This window comes from Streptococcus sp. WB01_FAA12, from assembly GCF_012843315.1.
Lineage (GTDB): Bacteria > Bacillota > Bacilli > Lactobacillales > Streptococcaceae > Streptococcus.
The window spans coordinates 82,447-108,280 of sequence record NZ_JABAEX010000002.1 but is presented as its reverse complement, the minus strand read 5'-3'; the positions used below and the strand labels follow the sequence as shown (position 1 = coordinate 108,280).

General features: G+C 41.9%; 27 protein-coding genes, 1 tRNA gene and 1 other RNA gene. 8 read left to right on the top strand and 21 right to left on the bottom strand.

Annotated features, from left to right (window positions below; genetic code table 11):
• Positions 1-81 precede the first annotated feature (81 nt).
• Genes HF881_RS04840 through HF881_RS04830 form a run of 3 tightly spaced genes read right to left on the bottom strand, consistent with a single transcriptional unit; the run spans position 82 to position 3,679 of the window.
• Positions 82-2,034, bottom strand: coding sequence for a fructose-specific PTS transporter subunit EIIC (locus HF881_RS04840; protein ID WP_169446674.1), 1,953 nt, complete (start codon positions 2,032-2,034; stop codon positions 82-84).
• Complete coding sequence (pfkB, locus tag HF881_RS04835) at positions 2,031-2,942, bottom strand: 1-phosphofructokinase (RefSeq protein WP_169446673.1); 912 nt, start codon at positions 2,940-2,942, stop codon at positions 2,031-2,033. Before pfkB ends, HF881_RS04840 begins: the two co-directional genes overlap by 4 nt.
• A complete protein-coding gene (locus HF881_RS04830; RefSeq protein ID WP_169446672.1) occupies positions 2,939-3,679 on the bottom strand; it encodes a DeoR/GlpR family DNA-binding transcription regulator in 741 nt (246 codons plus the stop codon). Before HF881_RS04830 ends, pfkB begins: the two co-directional genes overlap by 4 nt.
• A gap of 161 nt (positions 3,680-3,840) precedes the next feature.
• On the opposite strand from HF881_RS04830, the gene HF881_RS04825 reads away from it, so the two are divergent.
• Positions 3,841-3,928: transfer RNA gene (locus tag HF881_RS04825), tRNA-Ser, on the top strand.
• Positions 3,929-4,083: 155 nt separating this feature from the next.
• On the opposite strand, the gene ssrA is transcribed toward HF881_RS04825, so the two are convergent.
• The 4 genes from ssrA to HF881_RS04805 all read right to left on the bottom strand — a co-directional run bounded on the left by ssrA (position 4,084) and on the right by HF881_RS04805 (position 7,286).
• Positions 4,084-4,431, bottom strand: a transfer-messenger RNA (tmRNA) gene (ssrA, locus tag HF881_RS04820).
• A 58-nt stretch (positions 4,432-4,489) separates the two neighbouring features.
• A complete protein-coding gene (locus HF881_RS04815; protein WP_065371701.1) occupies positions 4,490-5,125 on the bottom strand; it encodes an SGNH/GDSL hydrolase family protein in 636 nt (211 codons plus the stop codon).
• Between the two features lies 1 nt (position 5,126).
• Complete coding sequence (locus HF881_RS04810) at positions 5,127-5,954, bottom strand: HAD family hydrolase (protein WP_169446671.1); 828 nt, start codon at positions 5,952-5,954, stop codon at positions 5,127-5,129.
• Between the two features lie 21 nt (positions 5,955-5,975).
• The gene (locus HF881_RS04805; protein ID WP_169446670.1) at positions 5,976-7,286 is read right to left on the bottom strand and encodes a CapA family protein; all 1,311 of its coding nucleotides are present in this window, start codon (positions 7,284-7,286) and stop codon (positions 5,976-5,978) included.
• Positions 7,287-7,441: 155 nt separating this feature from the next.
• On the opposite strand from HF881_RS04805, the gene def reads away from it, so the two are divergent.
• Positions 7,442-8,053, top strand: coding sequence for a peptide deformylase (def, locus tag HF881_RS04800; protein ID WP_001272959.1), 612 nt, complete (start codon positions 7,442-7,444; stop codon positions 8,051-8,053).
• Between the two features lie 44 nt (positions 8,054-8,097).
• A complete protein-coding gene (gene rlmB / locus HF881_RS04795) occupies positions 8,098-8,826 on the top strand; it encodes a 23S rRNA (guanosine(2251)-2'-O)-methyltransferase RlmB (RefSeq protein WP_000855742.1) in 729 nt (242 codons plus the stop codon).
• A gap of 144 nt (positions 8,827-8,970) precedes the next feature.
• Here the strand turns inward: rlmB and trxB are convergent, their stop codons facing one another.
• From trxB to HF881_RS04760, 7 genes are all read right to left on the bottom strand, one after another.
• Positions 8,971-9,882 (bottom strand): thioredoxin-disulfide reductase, encoded by a 912-nt coding sequence (gene trxB, locus HF881_RS04790; RefSeq protein WP_169446669.1) that lies wholly within the window; start codon positions 9,880-9,882, stop codon positions 8,971-8,973.
• A gap of 65 nt (positions 9,883-9,947) precedes the next feature.
• On the bottom strand, positions 9,948-10,172 hold the full coding sequence (locus tag HF881_RS04785) for a DUF4059 family protein (RefSeq protein ID WP_000926602.1): 225 nt from the start codon (positions 10,170-10,172) through the stop codon (positions 9,948-9,950).
• 77 nt (positions 10,173-10,249) lie between these two features.
• Positions 10,250-10,993, bottom strand: coding sequence for an amino acid ABC transporter ATP-binding protein (locus HF881_RS04780; RefSeq protein WP_169446668.1), 744 nt, complete (start codon positions 10,991-10,993; stop codon positions 10,250-10,252).
• Positions 10,993-11,793 carry an amino acid ABC transporter permease gene (locus HF881_RS04775; RefSeq protein ID WP_169446667.1) on the bottom strand — a complete coding sequence of 267 codons (801 nt, stop codon included), beginning with the start codon at positions 11,791-11,793 and terminating at the stop codon, positions 10,993-10,995. The genes HF881_RS04780 and HF881_RS04775 overlap by 1 nt, the downstream gene beginning before the upstream one ends.
• Positions 11,794-11,949: 156 nt before the next feature.
• Entirely contained in the window at positions 11,950-12,306 is a 357-nt protein-coding gene (locus HF881_RS04770; protein ID WP_169446666.1) for an arsenate reductase family protein, read from the bottom strand.
• Between the two features lie 12 nt (positions 12,307-12,318).
• A complete protein-coding gene (locus HF881_RS04765; protein ID WP_169446665.1) occupies positions 12,319-12,834 on the bottom strand; it encodes a methylated-DNA--[protein]-cysteine S-methyltransferase in 516 nt (171 codons plus the stop codon).
• Positions 12,831-13,325, bottom strand: a complete 495-nt coding sequence (locus tag HF881_RS04760; protein ID WP_169446664.1) for a GNAT family N-acetyltransferase — start codon at positions 13,323-13,325, stop codon at positions 12,831-12,833. Before HF881_RS04760 ends, HF881_RS04765 begins: the two co-directional genes overlap by 4 nt.
• A gap of 134 nt (positions 13,326-13,459) precedes the next feature.
• On the opposite strand from HF881_RS04760, the gene HF881_RS04755 reads away from it, so the two are divergent.
• Both HF881_RS04755 and HF881_RS04750 read left to right on the top strand, forming a co-directional pair.
• Entirely contained in the window at positions 13,460-13,906 is a 447-nt protein-coding gene (locus tag HF881_RS04755) for a DUF1836 domain-containing protein (RefSeq protein ID WP_169446663.1), read from the top strand.
• On the top strand, positions 13,903-14,550 hold the full coding sequence (locus HF881_RS04750; protein ID WP_001097972.1) for a hemolysin III family protein: 648 nt from the start codon (positions 13,903-13,905) through the stop codon (positions 14,548-14,550). The genes HF881_RS04755 and HF881_RS04750 overlap by 4 nt, the downstream gene beginning before the upstream one ends.
• Positions 14,551-14,604: 54 nt before the next feature.
• Here HF881_RS04750 and HF881_RS04745 read toward each other — a convergent pair whose 3' ends face one another.
• On the bottom strand, positions 14,605-15,984 hold the full coding sequence (locus HF881_RS04745; protein ID WP_000036761.1) for an FAD-dependent oxidoreductase: 1,380 nt from the start codon (positions 15,982-15,984) through the stop codon (positions 14,605-14,607).
• A gap of 296 nt (positions 15,985-16,280) precedes the next feature.
• On the opposite strand from HF881_RS04745, the gene HF881_RS04740 reads away from it, so the two are divergent.
• From HF881_RS04740 to HF881_RS04730, 3 genes are read left to right on the top strand one after another with little or no spacing between them, the layout of a single operon-like run.
• Entirely contained in the window at positions 16,281-17,210 is a 930-nt protein-coding gene (locus tag HF881_RS04740) for an FAD:protein FMN transferase (protein ID WP_125398871.1), read from the top strand.
• 18 nt (positions 17,211-17,228) lie between these two features.
• Positions 17,229-17,834 (top strand): NADPH-dependent FMN reductase, encoded by a 606-nt coding sequence (locus HF881_RS04735; protein WP_169446662.1) that lies wholly within the window; start codon positions 17,229-17,231, stop codon positions 17,832-17,834.
• Positions 17,835-17,851: 17 nt separating this feature from the next.
• Complete coding sequence (locus tag HF881_RS04730) at positions 17,852-19,096, top strand: NAD(P)H-dependent oxidoreductase (protein WP_169446661.1); 1,245 nt, start codon at positions 17,852-17,854, stop codon at positions 19,094-19,096.
• Positions 19,097-19,177: 81 nt separating this feature from the next.
• Here HF881_RS04730 and HF881_RS04725 read toward each other — a convergent pair whose 3' ends face one another.
• The 6 genes from HF881_RS04725 to pgdA all read right to left on the bottom strand — a co-directional run bounded on the left by HF881_RS04725 (position 19,178) and on the right by pgdA (position 25,809).
• Positions 19,178-19,435, bottom strand: a complete 258-nt coding sequence (locus HF881_RS04725) for a DUF896 family protein (protein ID WP_000371301.1) — start codon at positions 19,433-19,435, stop codon at positions 19,178-19,180.
• Positions 19,436-19,477: 42 nt separating this feature from the next.
• Positions 19,478-21,514, bottom strand: coding sequence for a glycine--tRNA ligase subunit beta (gene glyS / locus HF881_RS04720; protein ID WP_125415049.1), 2,037 nt, complete (start codon positions 21,512-21,514; stop codon positions 19,478-19,480).
• A gap of 212 nt (positions 21,515-21,726) precedes the next feature.
• Complete coding sequence (gene glyQ / locus HF881_RS04715) at positions 21,727-22,644, bottom strand: glycine--tRNA ligase subunit alpha (RefSeq protein WP_000038733.1); 918 nt, start codon at positions 22,642-22,644, stop codon at positions 21,727-21,729.
• Between the two features lie 209 nt (positions 22,645-22,853).
• Positions 22,854-23,225, bottom strand: coding sequence for a GFA family protein (locus HF881_RS04710; protein ID WP_000912018.1), 372 nt, complete (start codon positions 23,223-23,225; stop codon positions 22,854-22,856).
• A 269-nt stretch (positions 23,226-23,494) separates the two neighbouring features.
• Positions 23,495-24,337: an aldo/keto reductase gene (locus tag HF881_RS04705; RefSeq protein WP_125415048.1), complete on the bottom strand. Its 843-nt coding sequence runs from the start codon at positions 24,335-24,337 to the stop codon at positions 23,495-23,497.
• A gap of 80 nt (positions 24,338-24,417) precedes the next feature.
• Positions 24,418-25,809 (bottom strand): peptidoglycan-N-acetylglucosamine deacetylase PgdA, encoded by a 1,392-nt coding sequence (gene pgdA / locus HF881_RS04700; protein WP_169446660.1) that lies wholly within the window; start codon positions 25,807-25,809, stop codon positions 24,418-24,420.
• Between the last annotated feature and the right edge of the window lie 25 nt (positions 25,810-25,834).

Genomic DNA, 25,834 nt, shown 5'->3' with positions numbered 1-25,834 from the left:
TATTATACCATATTTCACAGCTATTTCGAATAGAGAAAAAGATTGCACCAAATGGTAACAATCTTTCTATTCTAATCCTTTTTATGCTTGTGGTTTACGTAGGTAACCATAAATCACACCACTTACGATTGCTCCAATCAAGACAAAGACTAGGTAAAGTAGGGCATTTGAAGTTAGGGCGATAACGAAGATTCCTCCGTGTGGTGCCATGAGTTTGATTCCAGCAAGACCAACGAGTCCGCCTGCCACCGCAGAACCAAGGATGAAGCTTGGGATAGCACGAGCTGGGTCAGCTGCACCAAATGGAATTGCTCCCTCAGTGATAAATGACAAGCCCATGATGATGTTTGTCAAACCAGAGTTACGCTCTTCTTTAGTAAATTTATCTTTGAAAAGAAGGGTTGCGACAAAGATAGCAAGTGGTGGAACCATTCCTCCCGCCATAACTGCTGCCATGGCTACAGAACCACCTGAGGAAACAGTCGCTGCAAGCGTACCTGTACCAAAGACATAGGCTGCTTTATTGACAGGTCCACCCATATCAACAGCCATCATTCCACCAAGAACTATACCGAGAAGGACAGCTGAGCCTCCTCCAAGACCGCCAAGGAAATCATTCATAGCAGTGTTGATTGCTGCCATTGGAATGTTAACAGCTAACATAACAAATTCTGTCAAAATTGTTCCAAGAAGTGGCAAGAGTAGGATAGACTTAGCACCTTCAAGTGAACGAGGAACTTTAACGTATTTCTTGATGGCAAGAACCAAGGCACCTGCGATAAATCCACCAACAAGGGCACCTAGGAAACCAGATGATACACCTGCAAGAGTTGAAGTTGCTTCACCACCTGCTGCATAAGGGATTTTACCAAATGCAAAACCTTCTTTAGCAATAGCACCAGCCACAAAACCTGCTACCAAACCTGGTTTTTCAGCGATAGAGTAGGCTACGTATCCTGCAAAAACTGGAAGCATCAAGCCAAAGGCAGCGCCACCGATTTTCATGAACATAGAAGCTAGCTCATGGTAGGATCCGAGATTGCCAAGACTATCCTGTGGCACACCAAAAGCTCCGTCGATCAAGAAAGCAAGGGCAATCATGATACCACCACCGATAACGAATGGCAACATTTGTGATACACCACTCATCAAGTGTTTGTAGAAGGCACCACCGATACTTTGTTTTTCATTAGATGCTGTTGCAGCTTTTTCTCCATTAGTAGCACGGTAGATTTCAGCATCTCCTGAAAGAGCCAAGTTAATCAACTCTTCTGTCTTACGGATACCGTCTGCAACTGGACGATTGATCAATGGTTTGCCATCGAAACGATCCATTTCTACTGCCTTATCTGCTGCGATGATAACAGCTTTAGCCTTACGGATATCTTCTGCAGTTAGTTGGTTACCGACTCCGCTGGCACCATTGGTTTCAACCTTGATACCAACACCCATTTCAGCAGCCACTTTTTGAAGGGCTTCTTGGGCCATGTAAGTGTGGGCAATACCTGTCGTACAAGCTGTAACAGCAACGATAAAGTCGCCAGATTCATTGGCAGGTGCTTGAACAGGCTCCTCAGCTTTTTCTGAAGCTTGGTCAAAAAGTTCGATAACTTGGTCTGCAGATGTTACTTGGCGAAGTTTGTCAGCAAAACCGTCTTTCATCAAGTATTGAGACAATTCTGCCAAGGCTGCCAAGTGAGTATCATTGGCACCTTCTGGAGCCGCAATCATGAAGAAGAGGTCGGTTGGTTGCCCATCCAAACTCTCATAGTCAACACCCTTGTTTGACTTAGCAAAGAGAACTGTTGCTTCTTTGACCGCAGAGTTTTTACTGTGGGGCATAGCAATTCCATCACCCAAACCAGTGGAAGTGAGAGCTTCACGCGCTAAAATTCCTTCTTTAAAGGTTTCAAAATCTGTCACATAACCGTGATCTACCAGGCTTTTAATCATCTCTTCAATGACAGCTGTTTTTTCAGTTGCCTGCAAATCCAGCAACATGACGTCTTTTCTCAATAGGTCTTGAATTTTCATCGTTTTTCTACCTCAACTTTTTCATATGTTTCTTTAATAAATTCCGCTGTTGCCAAGTCATCCGAGAAGGTAGTTGCCGTTCCGCAAGCCACTCCCCATTTGAAGGCTTCTACTGCATCTTTAGATTTGACAAATTCACCTGTAAATCCAGCAACCATAGAGTCACCAGCACCAACTGAATTTTTGACTGTTCCCTTGATAGGTTTTGCGAAGTAAGCTCCCTCAGATGTGACAAGAAGTGCACCGTCCCCAGCCATAGAGATGATGACATTTTGAGCACCTTTAGCTAGTAACTCACGAGCATATTTCTCGATTTCATCTAAACTTTCGAGTTTCACTCCAAAGATAGCTCCAAGCTCGTGATTGTTTGGTTTAACCAAAAGAGGCTGGTAGTCTAAACTATCAATCAAGGTCTGTCCTTCAAAGTCACAGACCACTTGCGCACCAGTCTGACGGGTCAAGGCAATCAGTTCCTTGTAGATAACATTCCCTAGATTCTTAACACTCGATCCCGCAAATACAACCGTGTCTTCTGCTGTCAGACTTGAAAGAATGGCTTTTAACTCTTCAAGTTGTTCGAGTTCAACATTTGGACCTGTTCCGTTGATTTCTGTTTCTTGATCTGCTTTAATCTTGACATTGATGCGAGTATCTTCTGCCACTTGAACAAATCGAGTTTCGATTTCTTCCTCTGCCAGAGTATCTGTGATAAATTTACCAGTAAAGCCTCCGATAAATCCAGTCGCTGTATTTGGAATATCCAAGCGTTTCAAAACACGACTGACATTGATTCCTTTCCCACCAGCAAACTTATCATCACTGTCCATACGATTGACACTACCAACTTGAACTTGGTCCAAGCGAACGATATAGTCAATAGACGGATTGAGTGTGACTGTATAAATCATACTTCTAATACCTCCGTTTTCTTCTTAATAGCTTGCAAGAGCTCATGCCCTTGACTTGTGATGACAATAGCGCGTTTAAGTGGTGCTACCTTGGCAAAGCAAGTTTGTCCAATTTTTGACGAATCCACCAAGACGTAAGTCTGTTTGGCATTCTCCAAAATAGCACGTTTCACAGCCCCCTCCTCCATATCAGGAGTCGTATAATAACCATCGTCTACACCATTCATCCCAATAAAGGCACGGTCAAAGTGCAATTGATTGATTTGATTAAGAGCAACACCACCGATACATGCATCTGTTGCCATCTTGACACTTCCTCCAACCATGACAGTTGGAATCTGTTTTTCAACCAACTGAACCGCATGGTGAATGGAGTTGGTCACAACTGTGATATTCTTATTAACCAATTCCTTGATTAAAAAAGCAGTTGTCGTTCCAGCATCAATAAAGATAACATCTTGTTCCTTAATAAGAGAGGCTGCTTTTTGAGCAAGTAACTTCTTCTCTTGAAGGTTTTTGACAGATTTTTCTTGAATGGTTTCTTCTTCCTGCAAGGAGTGAGGTAATTCTGCTCCACCATGCACACGGCGAAGCTTGTTTTCCGCCTCCAACTCATCCAAATCTCTTCGAACCGTTGATTCTGAAGTTTCTAATAGACTAACCAATTTTTCAAGAGAAACTACATGATGTTGATTTAACTCCTCTAAAATCAGTTGCTTTCGCTCAGTTTTTAACACTAAATCACCTCCTGTTATCGTTTACACTATTCATTCTAGCACAATTCCTGGCAAAGTCAAGCATTATTTGTCATTTTCTTTCAAATTCTATCATTTTTCTTATTTCCAAAATTTTTATTGCAAGATAAGTGGCTTTATGGTAGACTATTTGAGTAAGTATTGGAAGATTACTCAAGAGGCTTAAGAGGCCGTGTTGGAAACGCGGTAGGCGTGTAACAGCGTGCGTGGGTTCGAATCCCATGTCTTCCGTAGGAAAGAAAAATTATTTTGGGGATACGACAAAAATGTTGTATCCTTTGTTGTATCCTTTTTTCGCAAAAGAATACCAAGGAATACCAAAGACAAAAATAAAAAACGTTGATTTAACAACGTTTTACCAAGGAATGCGAAAGAATGCAAAGGAATAATGGAGCCGGTGGGAGTCGAACCCACGTCCAAACACCTGCCAACATATTTGTCTACAACCATAGGTTATGTATTGTTTTAACAGTCCCTCGACACATAACTCAAGCCTAGGAACTGCGAGTCTATTAATCTCTTATCAAACCACTAGACAAGGCTTGATCGTATCTCGCTAATCATAAGACCTGTCATTGAACACGAGCAATCCAAATCAGGTCACGCCTGCTGGTTTTTAGGCAGCTAGAGCGTAAGAAGTGTTATTTTTTGCAGTTATATTTAACTGAGCGTTTACGTCGCCACACGGGTTGCAAAATATGCCTCATAATGCCTGTCGAATCCGTAACGACCCCAGGATATTAGAACTATTATAACCTATCTTCAAAAAAAATGCAAAATCAAGCCGTTTCTTTAGAAAAGAACCCCTTTTAAGGCTTCTGATAAGGCTTGATAACCGGCTACACTTAGATGGAGGCCATCCGTTGTATAGGCTGATTGAAGTTGCCCTTCTGAATCTGCCAAACTATCATAAATCGGCACAAAATCTACCTGCACATAGGCGGATGCTAGAGCATCATAGGCTTGATTCCATTCTCTAATCTTTTCATTGGTACGAATATATACTGTCTGCTTGTATTTCTCTCCCTCATTGACTGGCAAAATGGAAAGGAGCTTTATTTGTGACAGCGGATATTCTCTGGCAATCGATTGGATTACACGCTCGAGATTATCCAAGGCTTCATTCATGGGAATATCTTTTCCAATATCATTTGTCCCAATTAGGAGAACAATTTGATCCACAGCATCACCATAAAGATGGGCATCTAGATTCTCTAATAACAGTTTCGTCTGGTAGCCTCGGATGCCACGATTGACAATCGTCTTTGCAGTCCCAAACAACTCTTGTAGAGGATAATATTCCACAATCGAATCGCCGATAAAAATTACATCTGGCTCTAGGACAGAAACTTGATTCAATTCACGATACTTGGTTTGAATCTTCTCCTGCTCTTTTAGGAGCCAATTCTCTAATAACTGTACTGCCACCCTATCCCTCTTTCTCTAACCAATTCTCTAGAACTTGATAAACGCCCGCCTGGCTGTTGGCTGGTGCCAGGGCAGTCGCAACTGCCTTGACATTATCAGCTGCATTTTCCATCGCATAGGCAATTCCAGCCAGCTCTAACATTTCGACATCATTTTCACTATCACCAAAAGCCATGATCTGTTCCGATGTCAAATCCCAGCGCTTGAGTAATTCTTCCAATCCCCATGCTTTATGAATCCCGGCTTGGAGGATGTCAATGCAACCATAACCGCTGGAAACAGCTCTTACACGCCCATCAAAGAGGTCATTGATTTCCTGCAAAACAGAACTAGAACGTTCTTCACCGACAACCATACTCATTTTAAGCACTCCACCAAAGAGGTCTGATTGAAAATCTTCCACAAAATTCATTCGTTGATAGAGTCTTTCAATCATCTCTGGAGTCATAAATTTATCAAGTTCTGTAAAAACAGTGCCTTCCTTGACAAAACCACCATTCATACCAGTTACGACAAACTGATCTCGGCACTCTCTCCCCTTAAAATGAACTAAAGCCTTGTCAACCATAGCATCATCCCAGGTCTGCGCTTGAATCAGTTCATTGTTTTCAAAAATTCGCGCCCCATTGGCAACTACTAGGACCACTCGTTCAGCCAAGTGTCCCAATAGTTCTCTCATACGATGGATTTCATTCCCCGTCGCAATGACAAAACGGATACCTCGTTCATCTAATTGGTCTAAAATCTTTTCTAAACGTGGCAAGTCCAGTTGCCCTCTTGGATCCAACAAGGTTCCATCCATGTCTGTTGCAATAATCTTAATCGTCATTTTACTTCCTCTGGATTCAAGCTAGTCCCACTTCAACCCTACATGTTCATTCATTTCTTTATAAGCTGTGTCAATTCGTTCCTTGGTCACTTCATCCAACTGATCACGGTGACTGCCTCCCTCGATGAAGTCCTCTAGGATATAGGTCTGATAGAGGAGGAGCGGATAGCCTTCTGGAGAGTATGTTCCTTTAGGCGTCCGATTAACCCAAGTCGGATGCGCTTTGGCAGTTTCAATCCTTGTCTTTCCATCTTTTTTCTTAATGGTCACATCCATGAGAACTCCTCGCTCAGTCCACTTGGCATTTTCCTCATCTTGCATGGTTTCAATGCGCTGGTTTGAGAGGAAATTCCCCATGGAGTAGATGATCAGTTTTTTGTCACCATCTTTTTCAACTGTTTCAGCAGGTTCAACGACGTGAGGATGCCCTCCAAAGATAATATCAGCTCCCCAGTCAATCATCTTGTGGTACAGTGTTTTTTGTTCTTCCGTCGGTTCTAGCTGGTACTCAATTCCCATCTGAGGCATAATGACAGTAATATCTGCTTCCTTCTCAGCACGCTCGATTTCTGCCTTCATCTTATTTTCATTCAGATCAGAAAGATAGCGATTATAATCTTCTTGAGAGATATACTGCTCAATGCCATTAAAACCGTAGGAATAGGCCAGGAGAGCTACCTTGATCCCATTGACTTCCTTGATAACTAGTGGAGCTTGGTCACGGGATTCATGTGTGTAGACTCCTATGGGTGTCATTCCTGCCTTTTCAATAGCTTGAGCCGTTGAAACTACTCCCTCTATCTGAGAATCCAAGATGTGGTTGTGAGCCAAGTCTAGAACTTGGTAGCCTGCATCCTTGATAGCATCCATGACTTCTCCAGGTGCATTAAAGAGAGGATAACCTGCCAAGTAGTGGTCTTTGTTCACCGTTCCTTCAAAATCACCAAGCACTAAATCTGCTTGCTTGAGCCATGGTTTCACATATTCAAAATTTTCATGGAAATCATAGCTTCCATCCTCTTTAAGAGCTGTTCGGTAGATGGGGATATGGTAGAGAAGATCACCATTTGCCATGATACGTGCCGTCGTTTCACCAGACTGATCTTCCTTGGATTGACTAGACGTTGTAGTCTGACTGTTAGAACTTGTTATCTTGTTACCCTGTACTGCTCGAACCAACAAGTTCAGCCCCATGGACAAGGCAACTGCAAGTAGCAATACCGTAACAAACTGGGCATTGGTCCAAGATTTATAATTTCGAAAGAAACCAACACTAGTTCTCCACACCCCATAAAGAGAACCACGAGACCGTCTATCTTGTCGCTTTTCCATCTTTATCCCTCCTTGCTTCTTGATGCAAGTCTTTTCTTTAATTATACCACAGACAAAAGGGGAATATCGTTTATTATATTATTTTTTAGAAACTTCTGCGACTTTCTTTCTCGTCTATTTTGTGTTATCATGTAGAGGTAATGAAAGGAGAGAAAATGTCTGCTATAGAACGTATTACAAAAGCTGCTCATTTGATTGATATGAACGATATTATCCGTGAGGGAAATCCAACTTTACGCGCGGTTGCTGAGGAGGTCACTTTCCCACTGTCTGACCAGGAAATCATCCTTGGTGAAAAGATGATGCAATTCCTCAAACATTCTCAGGATCCTGTTATGGCTGAGAAAATGGGCTTGCGTGGTGGTGTTGGACTTGCTGCTCCCCAGCTGGATATCTCAAAACGTATTATTGCCGTCTTGGTCCCAAATATTGTGGAAGAAGGTGAAACTCCACAGGAAGCCTACGATCTGCAAGCTGTTATGTACAATCCAAAAATCGTATCTCACTCTGTTCAGGACGCTGCTCTTGGCGAAGGAGAAGGTTGCCTATCTGTTGACCGTAACGTGCCAGGCTACGTTGTCCGCCATGCCCGCGTCACTGTCGATTACTTTGACAAGGACGGCGAAAAACACCGTATCAAGCTCAAAGGCTACAACTCCATCGTTGTCCAACATGAAATTGACCACCTAAACGGAATCATGTTTTACGATCGTATCAATGAGAAAGATCCATTTGCAGTTAAAGATGGACTCCTCATCCTCGAATAAAGAAAATCCCGTTTCAAGACGGGGTTTTGTGTTATAATAGAGGCATGAAAACAAATGATATTGTCTATGGCGTCCATGCCGTTACCGAAGCCCTCCTTGCAAACACAGGAAACAAACTCTATCTCCAAGAAGATCTAAGGGGAAAGAATGTTGAGAAAGTCAAGGAACTGGCTACAGAAAAGAAGGTGTCCATCTCTTGGACTTCAAAAAAATCCCTCTCTGAAATGACCGAAGGTGCTGTCCATCAAGGATTTGTCCTTCGAGTTTCCGAATTTGCCTATAGCGAGCTAGATCACATTCTTGCCAAAACACGACAAGAAGAAAATCCACTTCTGTTGATTCTGGATGGTCTAACTGACCCCCATAATCTAGGTTCTATCTTGAGAACTGCTGACGCGACCAATGTTTCAGGTGTCATCATTCCCAAGCACCGTGCTGTCGGTGTAACTCCAGTCGTTGCCAAAACGGCTACTGGGGCTATTGAGCATGTACCGATTGCCCGAGTGACCAACCTCAGTCAAACCTTAGATAAACTCAAGGACGAAGGTTTCTGGACCTTTGGAACGGATATGAACGGTACCCCTTGCCACAAATGGAATACAAAAGGGAAAATTGCCCTCATCATCGGAAATGAAGGAAAAGGCATCTCTAGCAACATCAAAAAACAGGTCGATGAGATGATTACCATTCCCATGAATGGGCATGTTCAAAGCCTCAATGCCAGTGTTGCTGCAGCCATTCTCATGTACGAAGTTTTCCGAAACCGACTATAAAAAAGTTTCCAATCAAGTGATTGGAAACTTTTTTATGATTATACTCAATGAAAATCAAAGAGCAAACTAGGAAGCTAGCTGTAGACAGTACTTGAGTACGGCAAGGCGAAGCTGACGTGGTTTGAATTTGATTTTCGAAGTGTATTAACTATGTTCTGTAATAAATTTGTAGGCTTCTTGACCAGCGATAGCCCCATCTCCAACTGCTGTTGTCACTTGGCGAAGGTCTTTCTGGCGAACATCCCCAACCGCAAAGATACCGTCAACGCTAGTTTTCATGTGGTTGTCTGTCACAATCCATCCTGCCTGATCTTGAATATTCAAGTCCTTGACAAAATCACTAACAGGATCCAAACCAACATAGATAAAGACACCTCCAAAGGCTTGCTCTGTCACTTGACCCGTCTTTACATTTTCAAATACAACTGATTCTACTCGGTTTTCACCTTTGATTTCCTTGACTACAGAATCCCAGATAAAGTTGACTTTCTCATTAGCAAAGGCACGGTCTTGCAAAACCTTTTGGGCACGAAGTTGGTCGCGACGGTGAACTATAGTGACAGATTTGGCAAAGCGAGTCAAGAAGAGGGCTTCTTCTACCGCTGAATCTCCACCACCAACTACCAACAAATCTTGATCACGGAAGAAAGCACCATCACAGACTGCGCAGTAAGAAACACCACGACTATTCAGTTCTTCTTCTCCGGGAACTCCCAAGAGACGGTGTTTTGACCCAGTTGCCACGATGACAGTACGGGTTTCGTAAACTTGATCATCAGTGATTACCTTCTTATAGTCACCTTGGTCTTCAATATTTTCAACATAGCCATAAAGGTGCTCTACTCCAAGATTTTCAAGAGGTTCAAACATCTTCTCTGCCAATCCAGGGCCACTGATGTTAGCATAACCTGGATAGTTTTCAATATCAGATGTGTTATTCATTTGCCCGCCTGGCAGACCACCTTCAATCAAAGCCACTTTCAGATTGCTTCGAGCAGCATATAAGGCAGCGGTCATTCCCGCAGGTCCAGCACCGACAATAATCGTATCGTACATTTCGATTCCTTCTTTCTTGTTGTAACTATCTTTATTCTAACTGTTTGAAGTTTATTTAGCAAGCATTATGCTCTGAAAACTAAAATGAGACTCATGACGGCAAAGGATAATACTGGAATCACCAACACCCCAATCATAATCATATCATAGAGATGAGCTTGGCGAGCCTTGGCTGTCTTGTCCACACCAGACATAGCTCGCAATCCAATCCAAATCCCTAAAAAAATCACGACGAGAATGGTCGTTAAGATCAAACTCTCGAAATATAAAGAAAATAGTTGCAGCAGCATGATCTCTCTCGTTTCTATCTTTTTTAAAGAGTAAACTCAGCTAGTCCACCTAACTGAGTTTTCCTTTTACTATTATATCAAATATAAGTCCGTTTGTAACTAGCGAAGAATTCTTTTGTCCGTTCTTCTTTCGGATGATTGATGATTTCATCCGGTGTGCCTGACTCGATGATTTTCCCCTTATCTAGGAACAAAATCTTATCTGCCACTTGGGCTACAAAAGACATGTCATGACTGACCAAAATCATAGTTTGACCTGACTTGGCAGCGTCTGCGATAGACTTCTCTACTTCGCCGACCAGTTCTGGGTCAAGGGCTGAAGTGGGCTCGTCCAAGAGCAAGACATCTGGTTTCATAGCAAGCGCACGAGCGAGGGCAACCCGTTGCTTTTGCCCACCTGATAAGTGGCGAGGGTAATGCTGTTCACGGTCAGAAAGACCAACCTTGGCCAACTCTTCCTTGGCGATTTTTGTTGCTTCCTCGTCCGATAATTTCTTGACAACAACCAAGCCTTCCTTGACATTGTCAAGGGCTGTTCGGCGTTCAAACAAATTGAACTGTTGAAAAACCATGGATAGCTTGCGGCGTAGAGCAAGGATTTCTTCTTGAGTAATTTTAGAGAAATCAACTGAGAAATCATCTATCTGAATAGAGCCACTGTCAGGTGTTTCAAGATAGTTGAGGCTTCGCAAAAAAGTTGATTTCCCTGCTCCAGATGAACCAATCAAGGCAACCACTTCTCCCTTTTGGATATCCAAGTCTAGATGATCCAAGACAGTCTGACCTGAAAAGGATTTGCTTAAATTCGAAATCTTAATCATTAACGAAGGTCTCCTTTCACATCTGTAGTTACTGCATCCGGCGCTGAAATGGCCATTTTCTTCTCGATAAAGCGACCGAGACTTTCAATTCCGATATTGACCACCCAATAAACGAGAGCAACAGAGATAAACCGTTCAAAATAGCGGTAATCTGCTCCACCCAAAATCTGAGCCTGAGCAAAAACTTCGACAACACCCGCACTAAAGGCTAGAGAAGTTCCCTTGGTCAAACCGATGAGGGAGTTGATCAAGGTTGGTGTCGCTACCACCGCAGCATTGGGAATAATCACGCGGCGGTAAACTTGAGCTCGCGTCATACCCAAACTACGCGCCGCCTCAATTTCACCTGGATTAACAGAAAGAATAGCTGCACGAATCGTTTCACTTGCATAAGCCGCCTCATTAAAAGCAAAGGCCACAATCGCAAAAAGTGCCGCTGGAATCGCATTGATATTGAAACCAGTGCCCCATTGCTGGTTGATAGCTTTCAGTGCTAAAGGAATTCCGTAGTAGGTCAACATAAGTTGAACTAGGATTGGGGTACCTTTTAAGAAGCTGACGAAAAAGGCCTGCAAGGGATATAGAATCTTAACACGATTGATCTTAACAATGGCAAAAATCAAGGCAAGTATCAGACCAAAGAGTGCACCTCCAAGCGTCAACATCAAGGTTGTAGGCAGTTGCTGGACAATCCTTGGAATTCCATCAAAGACCGAACGCAAACTAAAGAGCTTACCATCCGGAATGAGTTGCATCAAACTTTGGTACCAATCTGATGCTAAAAATGTTGTAACAGTCATAAAAACATCCTCTCCTGATAATGATTCATTCTACCATACTTCTGCTCGCAAGCAAATTATTTGCTACGGGTAAAGCAGACTTTGTCTACCTTCTAGTTTATCACACTTTAAAACAGGGAAGCCATATATTTTACCTATCAAGGAGATAGATAAAAACTATTTCAATCCCAGTTCCCCGTATGATTTTCTATAGCCGATTTGTTTCACAGCACCGTTTTCCACCAGAATTGGACGTTTCAATAACATGCCATCACTGGCTAGAAGCTTGGCTGCTTCTTGTTTTGACAAACTTCCCACCTTATCTTTTAGGCCCAGTTCGCGGTATTTAATCCCGCTAGTATTGAAAAATTGTTTCACTTCAAAACCGGAAGTTTCCAACCACTTCAAAATCACGTCCTCACTTGGTGTTTCTTCTACGATGTGGACATCTTGGTATTCCAGTCCAAGTTTATCCAATTCATTTTTTGCTTTCTTACAAGTTGAACATTTTGGATATTCGATAAATTCTAACATCTTATTTTCTTTCTATTTTTTATTTTCTTGAAATGCTGCACCTTCATGTTGCAAGAGCCAGGCTTTCTTTTCGACTCCAGATGCATAGCCTGTCAGACGATTGCCTGATCCCAGCACACGATGGCAGGGTACGAGTATGGACCAAGGATTACGCCCCACTGCTCCGCCAATCGCTTGAGCAGAAGCCACTTGCAGGTCTTGCGCTATTTGTCCGTAAGTTACTGTCTGACCATAAGGAATGGCCTGTAAATAAGTCCAGACTCGCTTTTCAAAATCCGTTCCAATAGGAGCCAAAGGTAAGTCTGATAGGTCCTGAACACTGCCTTCGAAATAGGTATCTAAATAGGAAATAACTTGCTCTAATACAGGATGATTAACAACCTCTTCTATTGTTTTATCTCCTAATCCCCTCTCAAAATGCTTCTGGTCCTGCACCCAAATTCCATACAGATATTGCTCGTCAGCAACTAAGGATAAGGTCCCAATTGGCGACGGGTAGAGCATTTTTACGTACTTATTCTGCTTCATTTTTTTAATTTCTGATAGGCCAAACGTTCCCCATCAACTGGAACCTTACCAACCTGTTGGAAGCCTAGCTTTTCAAAGATATGCTGCATGGTCTTGTTTTCTGCATGCGTATCTGAACGAAAATCTAGATAATCAAAACCTTCAATCAAGCCTTCTAGGAAAGTCTGAGCAACCCCTTGTCCTTGGACATCTGCTGCCACAGCGATACGGTGAAAGATCAGATATTCTGACTCTCCCCTCTGCCAACTTCCTTCATAAATCGCTTCATAGGCTTCCTCAGGACTCTTGGTCACAGCAGCATAGGCTAGTAATTCTCCTTCTTCCAAGGCTACATAGGCTTGACCAGAGATAATATCATCAATAATGATGTCAGCATTTGGATAGCCATTTTGCCACTGGTCACTGCCAGACTCGGCTAAACACTTTTTGGCATCCTCCATCACCTGCATGATTGCATCTACTTCGTTTGGAAAAGCTAAGCGAATCTCCATCTTTTCCCCTCATTTCTAACTAGTTTCTCTCATCATAGCATAATTTAGGGCTTTCTACAAGCAGTTGAAACTTGACTTTTGTTTTTTATTATTTTATAATCTAGTTATTGAAACTAGATAAAAAGGAGTTGGAAATGAATTCTAACTTTTCCTACCCAAAATGGGAAGACATTCCAAACATTGACCTCTATCTGGATCAGGTTTTACTTTATGTCAATCAAGTCTGTGCCCCTATCTCTCCAGATAAAGACAAGGGGTTAACAGCATCCATGGTCAATAACTATGTCAAACATGGTTACTTGACAAAGCCTGACAAGAAGAAATACCAACGCAAACAGATTGCCCGTTTGATTGCTATCACTACTCTCAAATCTGTCTTTTCGATTCAAGAAATCGCTCAGACACTTAATACTCTACAAACTCAAGCGAGTTCAGACCAGCTCTACGATGCTTTTGTGGACTACATGAACCAAGGAATCGATCCAGAAAATCCTATTATCCAAACTAGCTGTCAAACGGTTAAACTCTATCATCAAACTCTAGACTTAATCCTTAACAAAGAAGAGGAGGTATCCCAATGAATACTAGCCTAAAACTCAGTAAAAAGCTCAGTTTTGGAGAAGAAATTGCCAACAGCGTGACCCATGCTGTCGGTGCCGTCATCATGCTCATCTTACTCCCTATTTCATCCACCTATAGTTATGAAGCACATGGATTTTTATCGTCTTTTGGCGTTTCTATCTTTGTTATCAGTCTATTTCTCATGTTCCTCTCGTCAACCATTTACCACTCTATGGCCTATGGTTCGACTCACAAATACGTCTTGCGAATCATTGACCATTCTATGATTTACGTGGCTATCGCAGGCTCTTATACGCCTGTCGTCTTGACCTTGATGAATAACTGGTTTGGCTATCTGATCATTGCCATTCAGTGGGGAACAACCATCTTTGGCATCCTCTATAAAATCTTTGCTAAAAAGGTTAATGAGAAATTCAGCCTTGCCCTTTACCTGATTATGGGCTGGTTGGTTCTAGCTATCATTCCTGCCATTATCAGTCAAACAACTCCAATTTTCTGGAGTCTCATGGTAACTGGCGGACTCTGTTATACAGTTGGAGCTGGATTTTACGCTAAGAAAAAACCTTATTTCCACATGATTTGGCATCTCTTTATCCTAGCGGCATCTGCACTCCAATATATCGCGATTGTTTATTACATGTAAAAAAGTTGAGAATCTTTTCTCAACTTTTTGTTTTCATATCAAATAATGTTTCTATTATTTTTCAGCTGTAAGTGCAGCCATTGTGATGTAGTTATATGGTTTGTTGAAGTGTGGCAAGAAGAATAGGTCTGTCAAGGCCAACTTGTCAATTGTTACATGCTCTTGGATAGCAAGTGAGAACATGTGGATTCCCATACTGATAGCAGCATCATGTGAAACCATTTGTGCACCAAGGATTTCGCGGCTGTCTTTGTCAAAGACAATCTTGATGGCAACTTCGTGGTTGTCATGTTTGATAAATTCTGGTTTTTGAAGATCGTTAAAGCCAGTTTCAGTTGCATTATAGCCTGCAGCTTTGGCTTTTTCAAGAGTCAAACCAGTCGAAACCATGTGAAGACCGTAGATAGAGATACCGTTTGATCCTTGTACACCGATTCCTTCAAGTTCGTGTCCACAAGCATTATAAGCACCAACGATACCAGTACGTACAGCGTTAGATGCAAGAGCGATGTAGCTTGTATCTTTACGAGCATTGTCATAAACAGTTGCACAGTCACCAACAGCGTATACACCTGGGATAGATGTTTCTTGTTTCTTATCTACAAGGAAGGCACCGTTGCGGAAGAGCTCAATCTTACCATCAGCAAGAGCTGTGTTAGGGCGGAAACCAACGGCAAGAACCACCATATCCACATCAAATGTTTCTTTGTCTGTTACCAAGCGTTCAACTTTTCCATCACCTTGGATGGCTTTAACTGTTTGACCAAGAGCCAAGCGGATGTTGTGGTCTTCCAAGTTCTTCGCCATCATTTGTGTGAAGTCTTTGTCATAGTAACCGTTCAAGACAGTATCTACGATATCTACCAGAACCACTTCTTTTCCAAGACGCTCGAAAGCTTCAGCAAGCTCAACACCGATGTAACCACCACCAACAACGGCAATGCGCTCAAGGTGTTTGCTCTTGTCTTCAAGTTTTTCAATAACTTCTTCAGCGTTTTGGTACAATTTAACAAATTGTACATTTTCAAGAGTTGCTTTGAATTCGCGGTTGCCCTTAACGATTTCAACACCTTCGATTGGAGGCAAGATTGGAGTTGAACCAGTTGCAAAGATCAATTTATCATAAGACTCTTTGTGTTCTTTACCTTCAACTTCTGCAGTCACAACTTTGTTATCGTAGTCAATTGAAAGAACTGGTGAGTTCATGTAAACTTTAGCACCTTTTGCTTCCAATTTTTCTTTATCAGAGTAGAAGAGACCTTCTGGGCCGTCGATTTGTTCCCCGATCCAAAGAGCCATTCCACAACCAAGGAATGAAATATTTGAGTTTTGGTCAAATACTACGATTTCATTTTCATGTCCAAAGTTGTCCAACATAGTGTTGATACATGCTGTACCAGCGTGGTTAGCACCAACTACAACGATTTTACTCATAGAATAATTCCACCTTTAAAATTTAATTTACCCCTCTAGTATATCATTTGCTGTTAGCGTTTACAAGGTATTTGCTTGGAATTCTCTTTTTTTCAGAAAAAATTATTCTTTACTATATTATTTGTTTCATTTCCTTCCAATTTTTAAGCATATTTCTTGACTTTTGTTAAAATTTATTTGTGAAAACGCTGACTTTATGGTATGCTAGATACATGGAAAGAAAATGTAAGGGGTTTAATTTTTCTTTAACTAACTTATATTGAATGATTTCCTATAAAGAGAAAGGAGCTGGTAGCTTGCCTCTTCGTTCGCACTCTGAACGGCTAATGGGAACAACTATCACCATTTCATTAGTAGATGAGCGGGCAGAAACCCTGCTTCAAGGGGCTTTTGACTTGCTCAAAGAGCTCGAATACCGCTTCAACGCCAACAGTCAAGAATCCGAACTGATGGAAATCAACTACCAGGCTGGAATCGCACCTGTCAAGGTTCATCCTGACCTATTTGAACTGATTGCTCTTGGACTAGAGCATAGCCTAGCTCCCTCTAGCCATCTCAACATCAGTATTGGTCCCTTGATTCAAACCTGGCGAATTGGTTTTTCAGATGCTCGGCTTCCAAAGCCAAATGAAATCGAAGCCGTCTTGCCTCTAGTTGACCCACATTTTATCAAGTTAGATCCGACTAGCTCTACTGTCTTTTTAGAGAAGAAAGGAATGAAGCTCGATCTAGGTTGTTTGGCTAAGGGCTATAGTGCAGATAAGGTTGCCCAGTATTTAAAAACACACGGTGTCACCTCTGCCCTGATCAATCTCGGAGGAAATATCCTCACCATCGGGAATAACCAAGCCAAAGAAGGGAAAGCCTGGCAGATCGGCATTCAGGATCCGCGAAATCCTCGTGGCAATCATCTCCTAACCATTCCTGCTTCTAACAAATCCGTTGTCACTTCAGGTATCTATGAACGCCACCTGACAGTAGATGGAAAAGACTATCACCATATTTTTGATAGTAAGACAGGATTCCCTGTCGAAACCGAACTCGCTAGCCTAACGATTATCTCTGATAAATCCGTTGATGGTGAGATTTGGACAACGCGCCTTTTCGGAGAACGAAGCGCTTCTATCCTCTGGCAAGTCGAAAGTTTAGATGGTATTGAAGCCATTCTCATCGACAAAGAGGGACGCATTGCATGTTCTTCAGGCCTTCAAAATTGTATTATGTAAAAAGAGAAAGGAAATCTCATGCTAAAACTTATTGCCATTGTTGGAACGAACTCTAAACGTTCTACAAACCGCCAATTGCTCCAATACATGCAAAAACACTTTGCTGATAAAGCTGAAATTGAACTCGTTGAAATCAAGGATATCCCTATTTTCAACAAACCAGCAGATAAGCAACTTCCAGCTGAAATTCTTGAGATTGCAGCTAAAATTGAAGCATCTGACGGTGTGATTATCGGTACTCCTGAGTACGACCACTCTATCCCTGCAGTTTTGATGAGCGCTCTTGCTTGGCTATCTTACGGTATCTACCCACTTTTGAACAAACCAATCATGATTACTGGTGCTTCTTATGGTACACTTGGTTCATCTCGTGCCCAATTGCAACTTCGTCAAATCTTGAACGCTCCTGAAATTAAGGCAAATGTTCTTCCAGATGAATTCTTGCTTTCTCACTCTCTTCAAGCATTTAACCCAAGTGGAGACTTGGTTGACCTTGATGTTATCAAGAAATTGGATGCCATCTTTGATGACTTCCGTATCTTTGTGAAGATTACTGAGAAATTGCGCAATGCACAAGAATTGCTTCGCAAAGATGCAGAAGAATTTGACTGGGAAAATTTGTAAGATAGGAGACCGAAAGAATGAAATTTGTTGGACTTGTTGGATCAAACTACGATCAATCATATAACCGCAAACTCTTGGAATTTATCCGTCGCAATTTCAAATTTAAATTTGAACTAGAAGTTCTTGAAATCGACGAAGTTCCAATGTTTAACCAAGACGAAAAATGGGACGACAGTTTCCAATTACGCTTCTTGTATAACAAAATTACACGTGCTGATGGTGTCATTATCGCCACTCCTGAGCACAACCACACTATCTCAGCTTCACTCAAATCTGTACTTGAATGGCTTTCATACGAAGTTCATCCATTTGAAAACAAACCTGTTATGATTGTGGGTGCATCATACTACGACCAAGGAACATCACGTGCCCAAGTTCACCTTCGTAAAATCCTTGATGCTCCAGGTGTTAATGCCTACACGCTTCCAGGTAACGAATTCCTTCTTGGTAAAGCCAAGGAAGCTTTTGATAACGACGGAAACATCACCAACGAAGGAACTGTTAAATTCCTTGAAACTTGCTTAGATAACTTTGTAAAATACGTAGGAGTCGTTTCAAAATTGAAAAAACCAAAACCAATCGAACCAGAAGACTTGGATTGTGGAAAACCAATTGCTACAACCATTACAGAAGTTGACCCTGACGATCCAGAATGGGTGGAAAAAGTTGCAGCAATCACTGGTGCTGTTTCTGGTGATACCTATGTCAAATTGGACCACGGTATCCTAACAGTTAACCAAATCGATATGTTCTTGAAAGCTATGCCATTTGAATTGACATACGCTGACGATAACAACCAATTCCTCTACTACAACAACGCTCACCAAGATCCAGACACCATGTTTGCCAAACGTGTACCACCTCAATCAGGTAACCGTATGTCGACTGTTCACAATTCTCTTCCACCAGCACGTATGAAGAATGTAGAGTGGGTCATCGGAACACTTCGCAACGGAAACCAAGAATACGTCCGTACGATCGTTCCAGGTTCTCCTGCAGGTGTTATCAACACCCACAACTACCAAGCAATGTACTATCCTGATGGATCTTACGCTGGAATCAATGAAATCGTCTTTAACTTCCAACCATGGCTTGAATGGTACCTAAAAGAGACTGGTCAACGTTTGGTGGGTGGTAGCGGACCATTTGCTCCTGCTGCCGGAGGTCATGGAGACGCAGATGCTACTTCTGGCGCTTCTGATTCGGGGGACGCTGGAGGCCATGGTGGTGACGCCGACGCCACTTCTGGTGCAAGCAACTAAGAAACCAAAAAGGAGCCAAATGGCTCCTTTTTTATTACAACAGAAAAGGGGCTTGTAAATCATCTACACCCCCCTTTCATTTTATGAGTTAGGATCATCTAAACTACGGCCGTGCAAACCTTTTTCACGTTGTACCTGACGTAGTTTTTCTGGTGTGACGTCATTTCCTTCTTCGTCGACAATTTTGATTCCTTCAATGTGGTGGCGAACAGAACGACGATAGCCTTCAATGTACTCCTCACGAAGTTTAGCTTGTTCCACTTTTTCAGCAGAAGTTAAGCCTTCTGTTTTTTTCTTTTTAGCAAGCTCGTTAATACGATCAATTTTTTTAGGATCCATGTTTCTCTCCTTTATGATAAGATTTAATCCGTTTAACAGATTTTACTTGGTATTAATTTGGTTGAAACGTGCAAGTTTCACTGCTTTATTGGTTAATTGCGACAAGATGGCCAATCGATTTTGACGAATATCTTGATCATCGGTCATTACCATAGTATTCTCAAAGAAAGCATCAATAACTGGACTAAGCGCAAAGAGTTGTTCTAATTGCTGACTTGCAGTCCCTGATAAAACGAGTGACTCTACTGCTTCCGCCAAGGCTTTCTCTTCTTCATTTTCAAAGAGAGCAGGATCAACTGTTTCATATCCTTCCGCTTTCTCAGCCAAGTTGAAAGCACGAGAGAGAGATTCAACAGACGGCTTGAAGTTTTCTTCCTTGCTTGCTTCTACAAGAGCACTTGCTGCTTCCAACATATCCGCCACGACAAAGTTCGAACTTGCAAGAACCGCTTCCTTAATGTCTTTTGGAGTAGAACCCATCATCTTATCAACACGAGCCTTGATAAAGTCCATAACCTCTGCTTTATTTTCATAAGTCAAGCTGTCAAATTTCAAAGCATAAAGGCTATCAATCAACTCATCCATAGCAATGTACCAACCAAAGGCATCCAAGATACGTACCACACCTTGCGTCGCACGACGAAGGGCATAAGGGTCATTAGAACCTGATGGAATCAAACCTACTGAGAAGAAACTCAAAATCGTATCCAATTTGTCTGCAATGGCAAGCACTGCCCCCACCTTGCTCTCTGGAAGCTCTCCTTCGGCTGATGTAGGCATGTAGTGTTCACGAATGGCAGCTGCAACTGCTGGAGTTTCACCAGCAAGAAGGGCATATTTCTCACCCATAATCCCTTGTAGCTCATCAAACTCACCAACCATACCTGTCAACAAGTCAAACTTGTAAATGGCTGCTGCGCGGGCAAGATCAATCGTTTCATCCACTGATAAACCAGCTTTTTCCGCCAAAAGGACGGCAATCTGACCTGTACGAATCATGTGTTCACGAAGGGAACCAATCTTTTCATGGAAGGTCACCTGGTTCAATTTTTCAACAAGATCTGAAATGACCAATTTTTGGTCTTCACGCCAGAAGAATTCTCCGTCTTCCAAGCGGGCAACTAAGACTTTTTCATTACCCTTGATGACATTTCCCAAATGCTCTGCGTTTCCATTACGAACAGAAATAAAGTTTGGCAAGAGTTTACCGTCTTGATCACGAACAACGAAATAACGTTGGTGTTCCTTCATCGAAGTCACCAAGACTTCTTCTGGAACTTCAAGGTATTTGGCATCAAAACTTCCCATAAAGGCAGTTGGGTATTCAACCAGGTTCAATACCTCGTTAAGCAAGTCGGCATCAATTTCGATGCTAACACCATGTTTTGCCTCAATTTCCTTGATTTGATCAACAATCATTTGTTCACGTTCACGAGGATCTGCGATTACAAACTGTTCACGAAGGTCTTCTTCGTAGCTCAATGCTGACTGAATCTTAGTTTCTTGTCCCAAGAAACGATGGCCGCGACTCACACGCCCACCCTTGATATCAAGGAAATCCAAATCAAACTCTTGTTCGTCCAAGAGAACTGTCAAAGTGTGTACAGGGCGGATATATTCAAAAGTATTGTTAGCCCAGTGCATGCTGACAGGGAATATCAGTGACTTCAAGACGTCTACTACACCAGGAACAATGGCTTCAACTGGTTTACCCACTTCTTCCTTGGTAACATAGACATATTCTTCACCCTTGATTTCACGGAATTCAATATCTTCAACTGTCAAGCCTTTCCCACGGACAAATCCTTGAGCTGCTTTGGTGAAGTTTCCATCACTATCCAGTGCAATTTTCTTTGCCGGACCCTTGAAATCTTCTGTCAAATCAGACTGTTTGTCTGCAAGACTAGTCACACGAACAGCCAAACGACGTGGTGTTGAGAAGGTTTGAATGGCTTCAAAGGAAAGGCGGTTTTCCTTGAGGAAGGCGGTCATTTTTTCACCTAGTTGTTTTTCGCTTGGAGTTACTACGTAGGCTGGTAACTCTTCAAGACCGAGTTCTACTAATAAGTTTTTTGTCATATTTTTTCTCCGAAAAGTATCTTTTTATTTTCCAGTTTGTCTTATGTGATTGGCACGCAAGCAACCGACTTCGTCGTTTCATTGCTAAAATTGGAGCCAAAAGTCTCCAATTTTGCCTAGTATCCTTAGCATCACTAAGGATACCTTCATCACTGTGGCAACTTGGCTCAGGGCTCACTCTGTTCGCCCATTTTCGTAAACTGTCACTCTCTTTACTCTGCGTCTTCTGCTAAGAGTTTAGCTCGTGTTGCCTCGTCTAAAAGTGGGTAGCCTAGGCGTTTGCGTTCTGCGACAAAGGTTTTGGCTACGACACGGGCCAAGTTACGAATACGAGCGATATAGCCTGCACGCTCGGTTACAGATACGGCACCACGCGCGTCAAGCAAGTTAAAGGTATGTGAACATTTGAGAACATAGTCATAGGCAGGGTGAACCAAGCCTTCCTCTAAGGCACGACCAGCTTCTTTTTCAAACTTATCAAAGTTTTCAAGCAACATTTCCTGGTCTGAAATCTCAAATGAATATTTTGAATGCTCGTACTCAGGCTGGATGAAGATTTCTCCGTATTTTACACCATCAGCCCACTCGATATCATAGACAGAATCTACTTCCTGAATATAAGAAGCCAAGCGTTCCAAACCATAAGTAACTTCCGCAGTCACAGGACCAGTTGCCAATCCACCAACTTGTTGGAAATAAGTGAACTGAGTGATTTCCATCCCGTCAAGCCAAACTTCCCAACCAAGACCAGCTGAACCAGTCGATGGATTTTCCCAGTTGTCCTCAACGAAGCGGATATCATGTTCCAATGGATTGATTCCCAATTTTTCCAAAGACTCAAGGTAAAGTTCTTGAATATTTGATGGAGATGGCTTCATGACCACTTGGAATTGGTGGTGTTGGTAAAGACGGTTAGGATTTTCCCCGTAACGACCGTCAGCAGGACGACGTGATGGCTCCACATAAGCCGCATTCCATGGCTCAGGCCCGATAGCACGAAGGAAAGTGTAAGGACTCATTGTCCCCGCACCTTTTTCATTGTCATAAGCCTGCATGAGCATACAACCTTGGTCATTCCAAAATTGTTGCAAAGTCAAAATAATTTCTTGAAATGTTAATTTCTTAGACATTGTTTACTCCTTTTTTTATAAATTACTTGCGACACGAGTCTGCCTCGTCGATCATACGAGGCAAGACGAGTTAGTACTGCGTCTAGCTCAGGCACTCTAGTGCTGATCGTGGGGCAGCCCGACTGTAAGGAGGTCTATGCCACTGACGCAGTGAAATGTTAATTTCTTAGACATTGAATACTCCTTTAGTTTATATTATCTTTTTAAATTTATTTATCAAGCAACCAAGAAAAAGCTGGATCCTGAAAAATATGACGTTTAGGAACAGTTTGTAAATTCTGATTGCATTCATCTACTGTGCCCAATTTCAAAGCACAAACTTCTGGTACATCTTCTTGAATAGTGAAAATTTGACTATGACAGTTCTGGCAGTAATAGCGTTGTTTCCCTGGAGATGAACTATAAGTAACCAAATTCTCTTCTCCATACAATACCAGATTTTTGCTGCTAACTTTGGCATTAACTGTATAGGCAGACGCAGTTGCTTTCCGACAGAATGAGCAATGACAAAAAACTAATTCCGACAATTCCTCATCTAAAGTGTAGGTAACTGCTTTACATAAACAAGATCCTTTAAGCATTATGCTCCTTTCTACTTAGGTATTAGACGAAATTCAAAAAGAACCGAATTTCAACACCCAAGCCTTGCGACTAGGGGCGTCAGAAACGCGGTTCCACCCTAATTTATTACTTCATTGTTTTTAAAAATACGACAGAAAGCGCCAGTTTCTTACCTTGTTCTACTTGGCTCCCACTGTCCCAAACTCGCTTGAAGAACGCCATAAGACTTTCTTTCCTGTTGAATATTATATCAGAAAGGTACGAAATTTACAATTCTTTTTCTTACTTTTTAAAAATCCATCTCATCCACACGAGGTGCGCCCGAAGTCACCGAAATCGTCTTTAAGACTTCTCGCTCGTCTTTGCTGAGTTCAATTCCAAAACAGTCAAGATTGCTCTGGATGCGAGAGGCTGTCACTGACTTAGGTAACGGTAAAAACTCTTCTGCCAAACTCCAAGCCAAGGCGATTTGAGCAACTGATTTTCCATGCTTATCAGCAATTTCTTGGACTTCTTTCTTATTAAACAATTCTCCTTGTCCAAAAGGTCCCCAAGCCTCTAGGAGAATTCCTTTCTCTCTACAGTAGGCAACTACTTCCTCTTGATAAACTCCTGGCGCTAATCGCACCTGATTAACCGCTGGAATGATTCTTGCTGTCTCAAGCAAGGCATTCAAATGCTTGGGAAGGAAATTACTAACGCCGATAGCACGAATCTTGCCTTCTTGGTAAAGGTCCTCCATCGCTCTCCAGACTTCAGCATTGCGAGTTTTCCATTCGTCGTTTTCTCTTAGTGGTTTTGGATTCGGCCAATGGATAAGATACAAATCTAGATAGTCTAAGCCCAGTTTTTCCATTGATTCCTCAAAAGCTTGGCGAGCTTCATCATAGCTGTGATTGGTATTCCAAAGTTTGGTCGTTACAAAGATTTCTTGTCGTGGAATACCGCTATCTCGAATAGCACGACCAACACTCTCCTCATTTTGATAGATAGCCGCAGTATCAATATGACGATATCCAGCCTTTAAAGCTTCTAAAACGGCTTGGTAGGCTACCTCTCCATTTTCAGCCTTCCATGTTCCAAATCCTAAAACTGGGATTGAAACTCCATTATTAAGGGTGTAAGATTTCATCTTTTTTCCTTTCTATGTGAAGAAAATCTAAAGAAACAAAGTCCTGATTATCAGCACACTTGCTCCTTTAGATTTTAAAATCATTGATCACGATCGTAATACATTTCGTGAGCTTTTAGACGTGAATTGAGCATTTCCGGAACAGTCACAAATGTATAACCTTGCTCTTTCAGATATTCTATAATCTTTGGAAGAGCATTAACTGTAGCGCCATGAATATCATGCATAAGAACAATCGATCCATTACGAACTTGATGCTGAATCTCTGTTAAAATAGCAGTTTCATTCTTGCTCTTCCAGTCCAAACTATCTACATTCCACATGATAAAACTCAAATCCAGACTATTACGAATATCATCTGTAATCGCTCCGTAAGGGGGGCGCATAAGTTTAGAACTCGAACCTAAAACCTTGGTCAAGGCATCTTCCGTATCCGTGATTTGCTTTTTAGCATCTTCAAGAGTCAATTTTGAAAGAACGGGATGATCCCAGCTATGATTTCCCACAACATGTCCTTCTGATTTCATTCGTTTCAGAAGATCTTCATTGCCAGCAATGTTTTTACCAAGTACAAAGAAGGTCGCCTTTACATTGTACTTAGCTAATGTATCCAAAGCCTGGGTAGTTGTAGATGGATTTGGACCATCATCAAAAGTCAAGGCTACAACTTTTTTATTTTTTTGTGCAAAGTAAGCCTGATAGAGTTCAGCATCCTTTTCTAATAGATAAGAGGACTCCAATACATCAAAGAAACTGGATATTGGTAAAGCAATTTCCTCCAGAGTCTCCACTTGGTCAGCAGGATAAAGGATGAGTTGACTATCTTTATAGTCAAAGCTCCAAGATGCCAATTCTTGGTCTGTGAAGGTTTTTAGCACCTGATCCATTTTTGTCTGGTCAAGTTTCTTATCTTCTAGGGTTGATTTGATTTGGCTCAGCAGTAGTTCCTTAGCCTTGCTAGCATCTTTGAAAAGTTGACTAAGAGTAAAAAGTTTACCATCTTCTGTCAAGTAAACTCTTCCCAAAGAAGTCTTTTCTTTTTCTTCAACCTTTGTTGCAGACAAATCGTAAACTTGCTTACTGATATTACGAGAAACAACTCCCTTTAAGACTGGATCCAACTGCTCAGTATAATAAAAGACCAAATCTTCTTTATCTTCCAGCTTTTCTTTGATATCCTGGTTGATTTTTTCTCTAATAGACGCAATGACTTCCTCTCCTTGCAGAGGATAGTAGGCAATCACCTCAGCTTGACCTTTTCGGAAATGGTCCTTCTGACTACCTGAGCTGAATTGCTGGTCCTTTTCACTCTTTAGCGCTTCAATTTTTTGTTCATAAGATTGCTTTTGTAGAACCTTGTGACCAATGGCACCACCTAGGCAGATCATAGCAAGACCCAAGATTCCAACAAGGGAAAGCAATCTACTTCTCTTTTTATCGTGGGAAACACGCTTCTCTCTATTTTTCTTCATACCTCCATCATATCAAATCAGAACT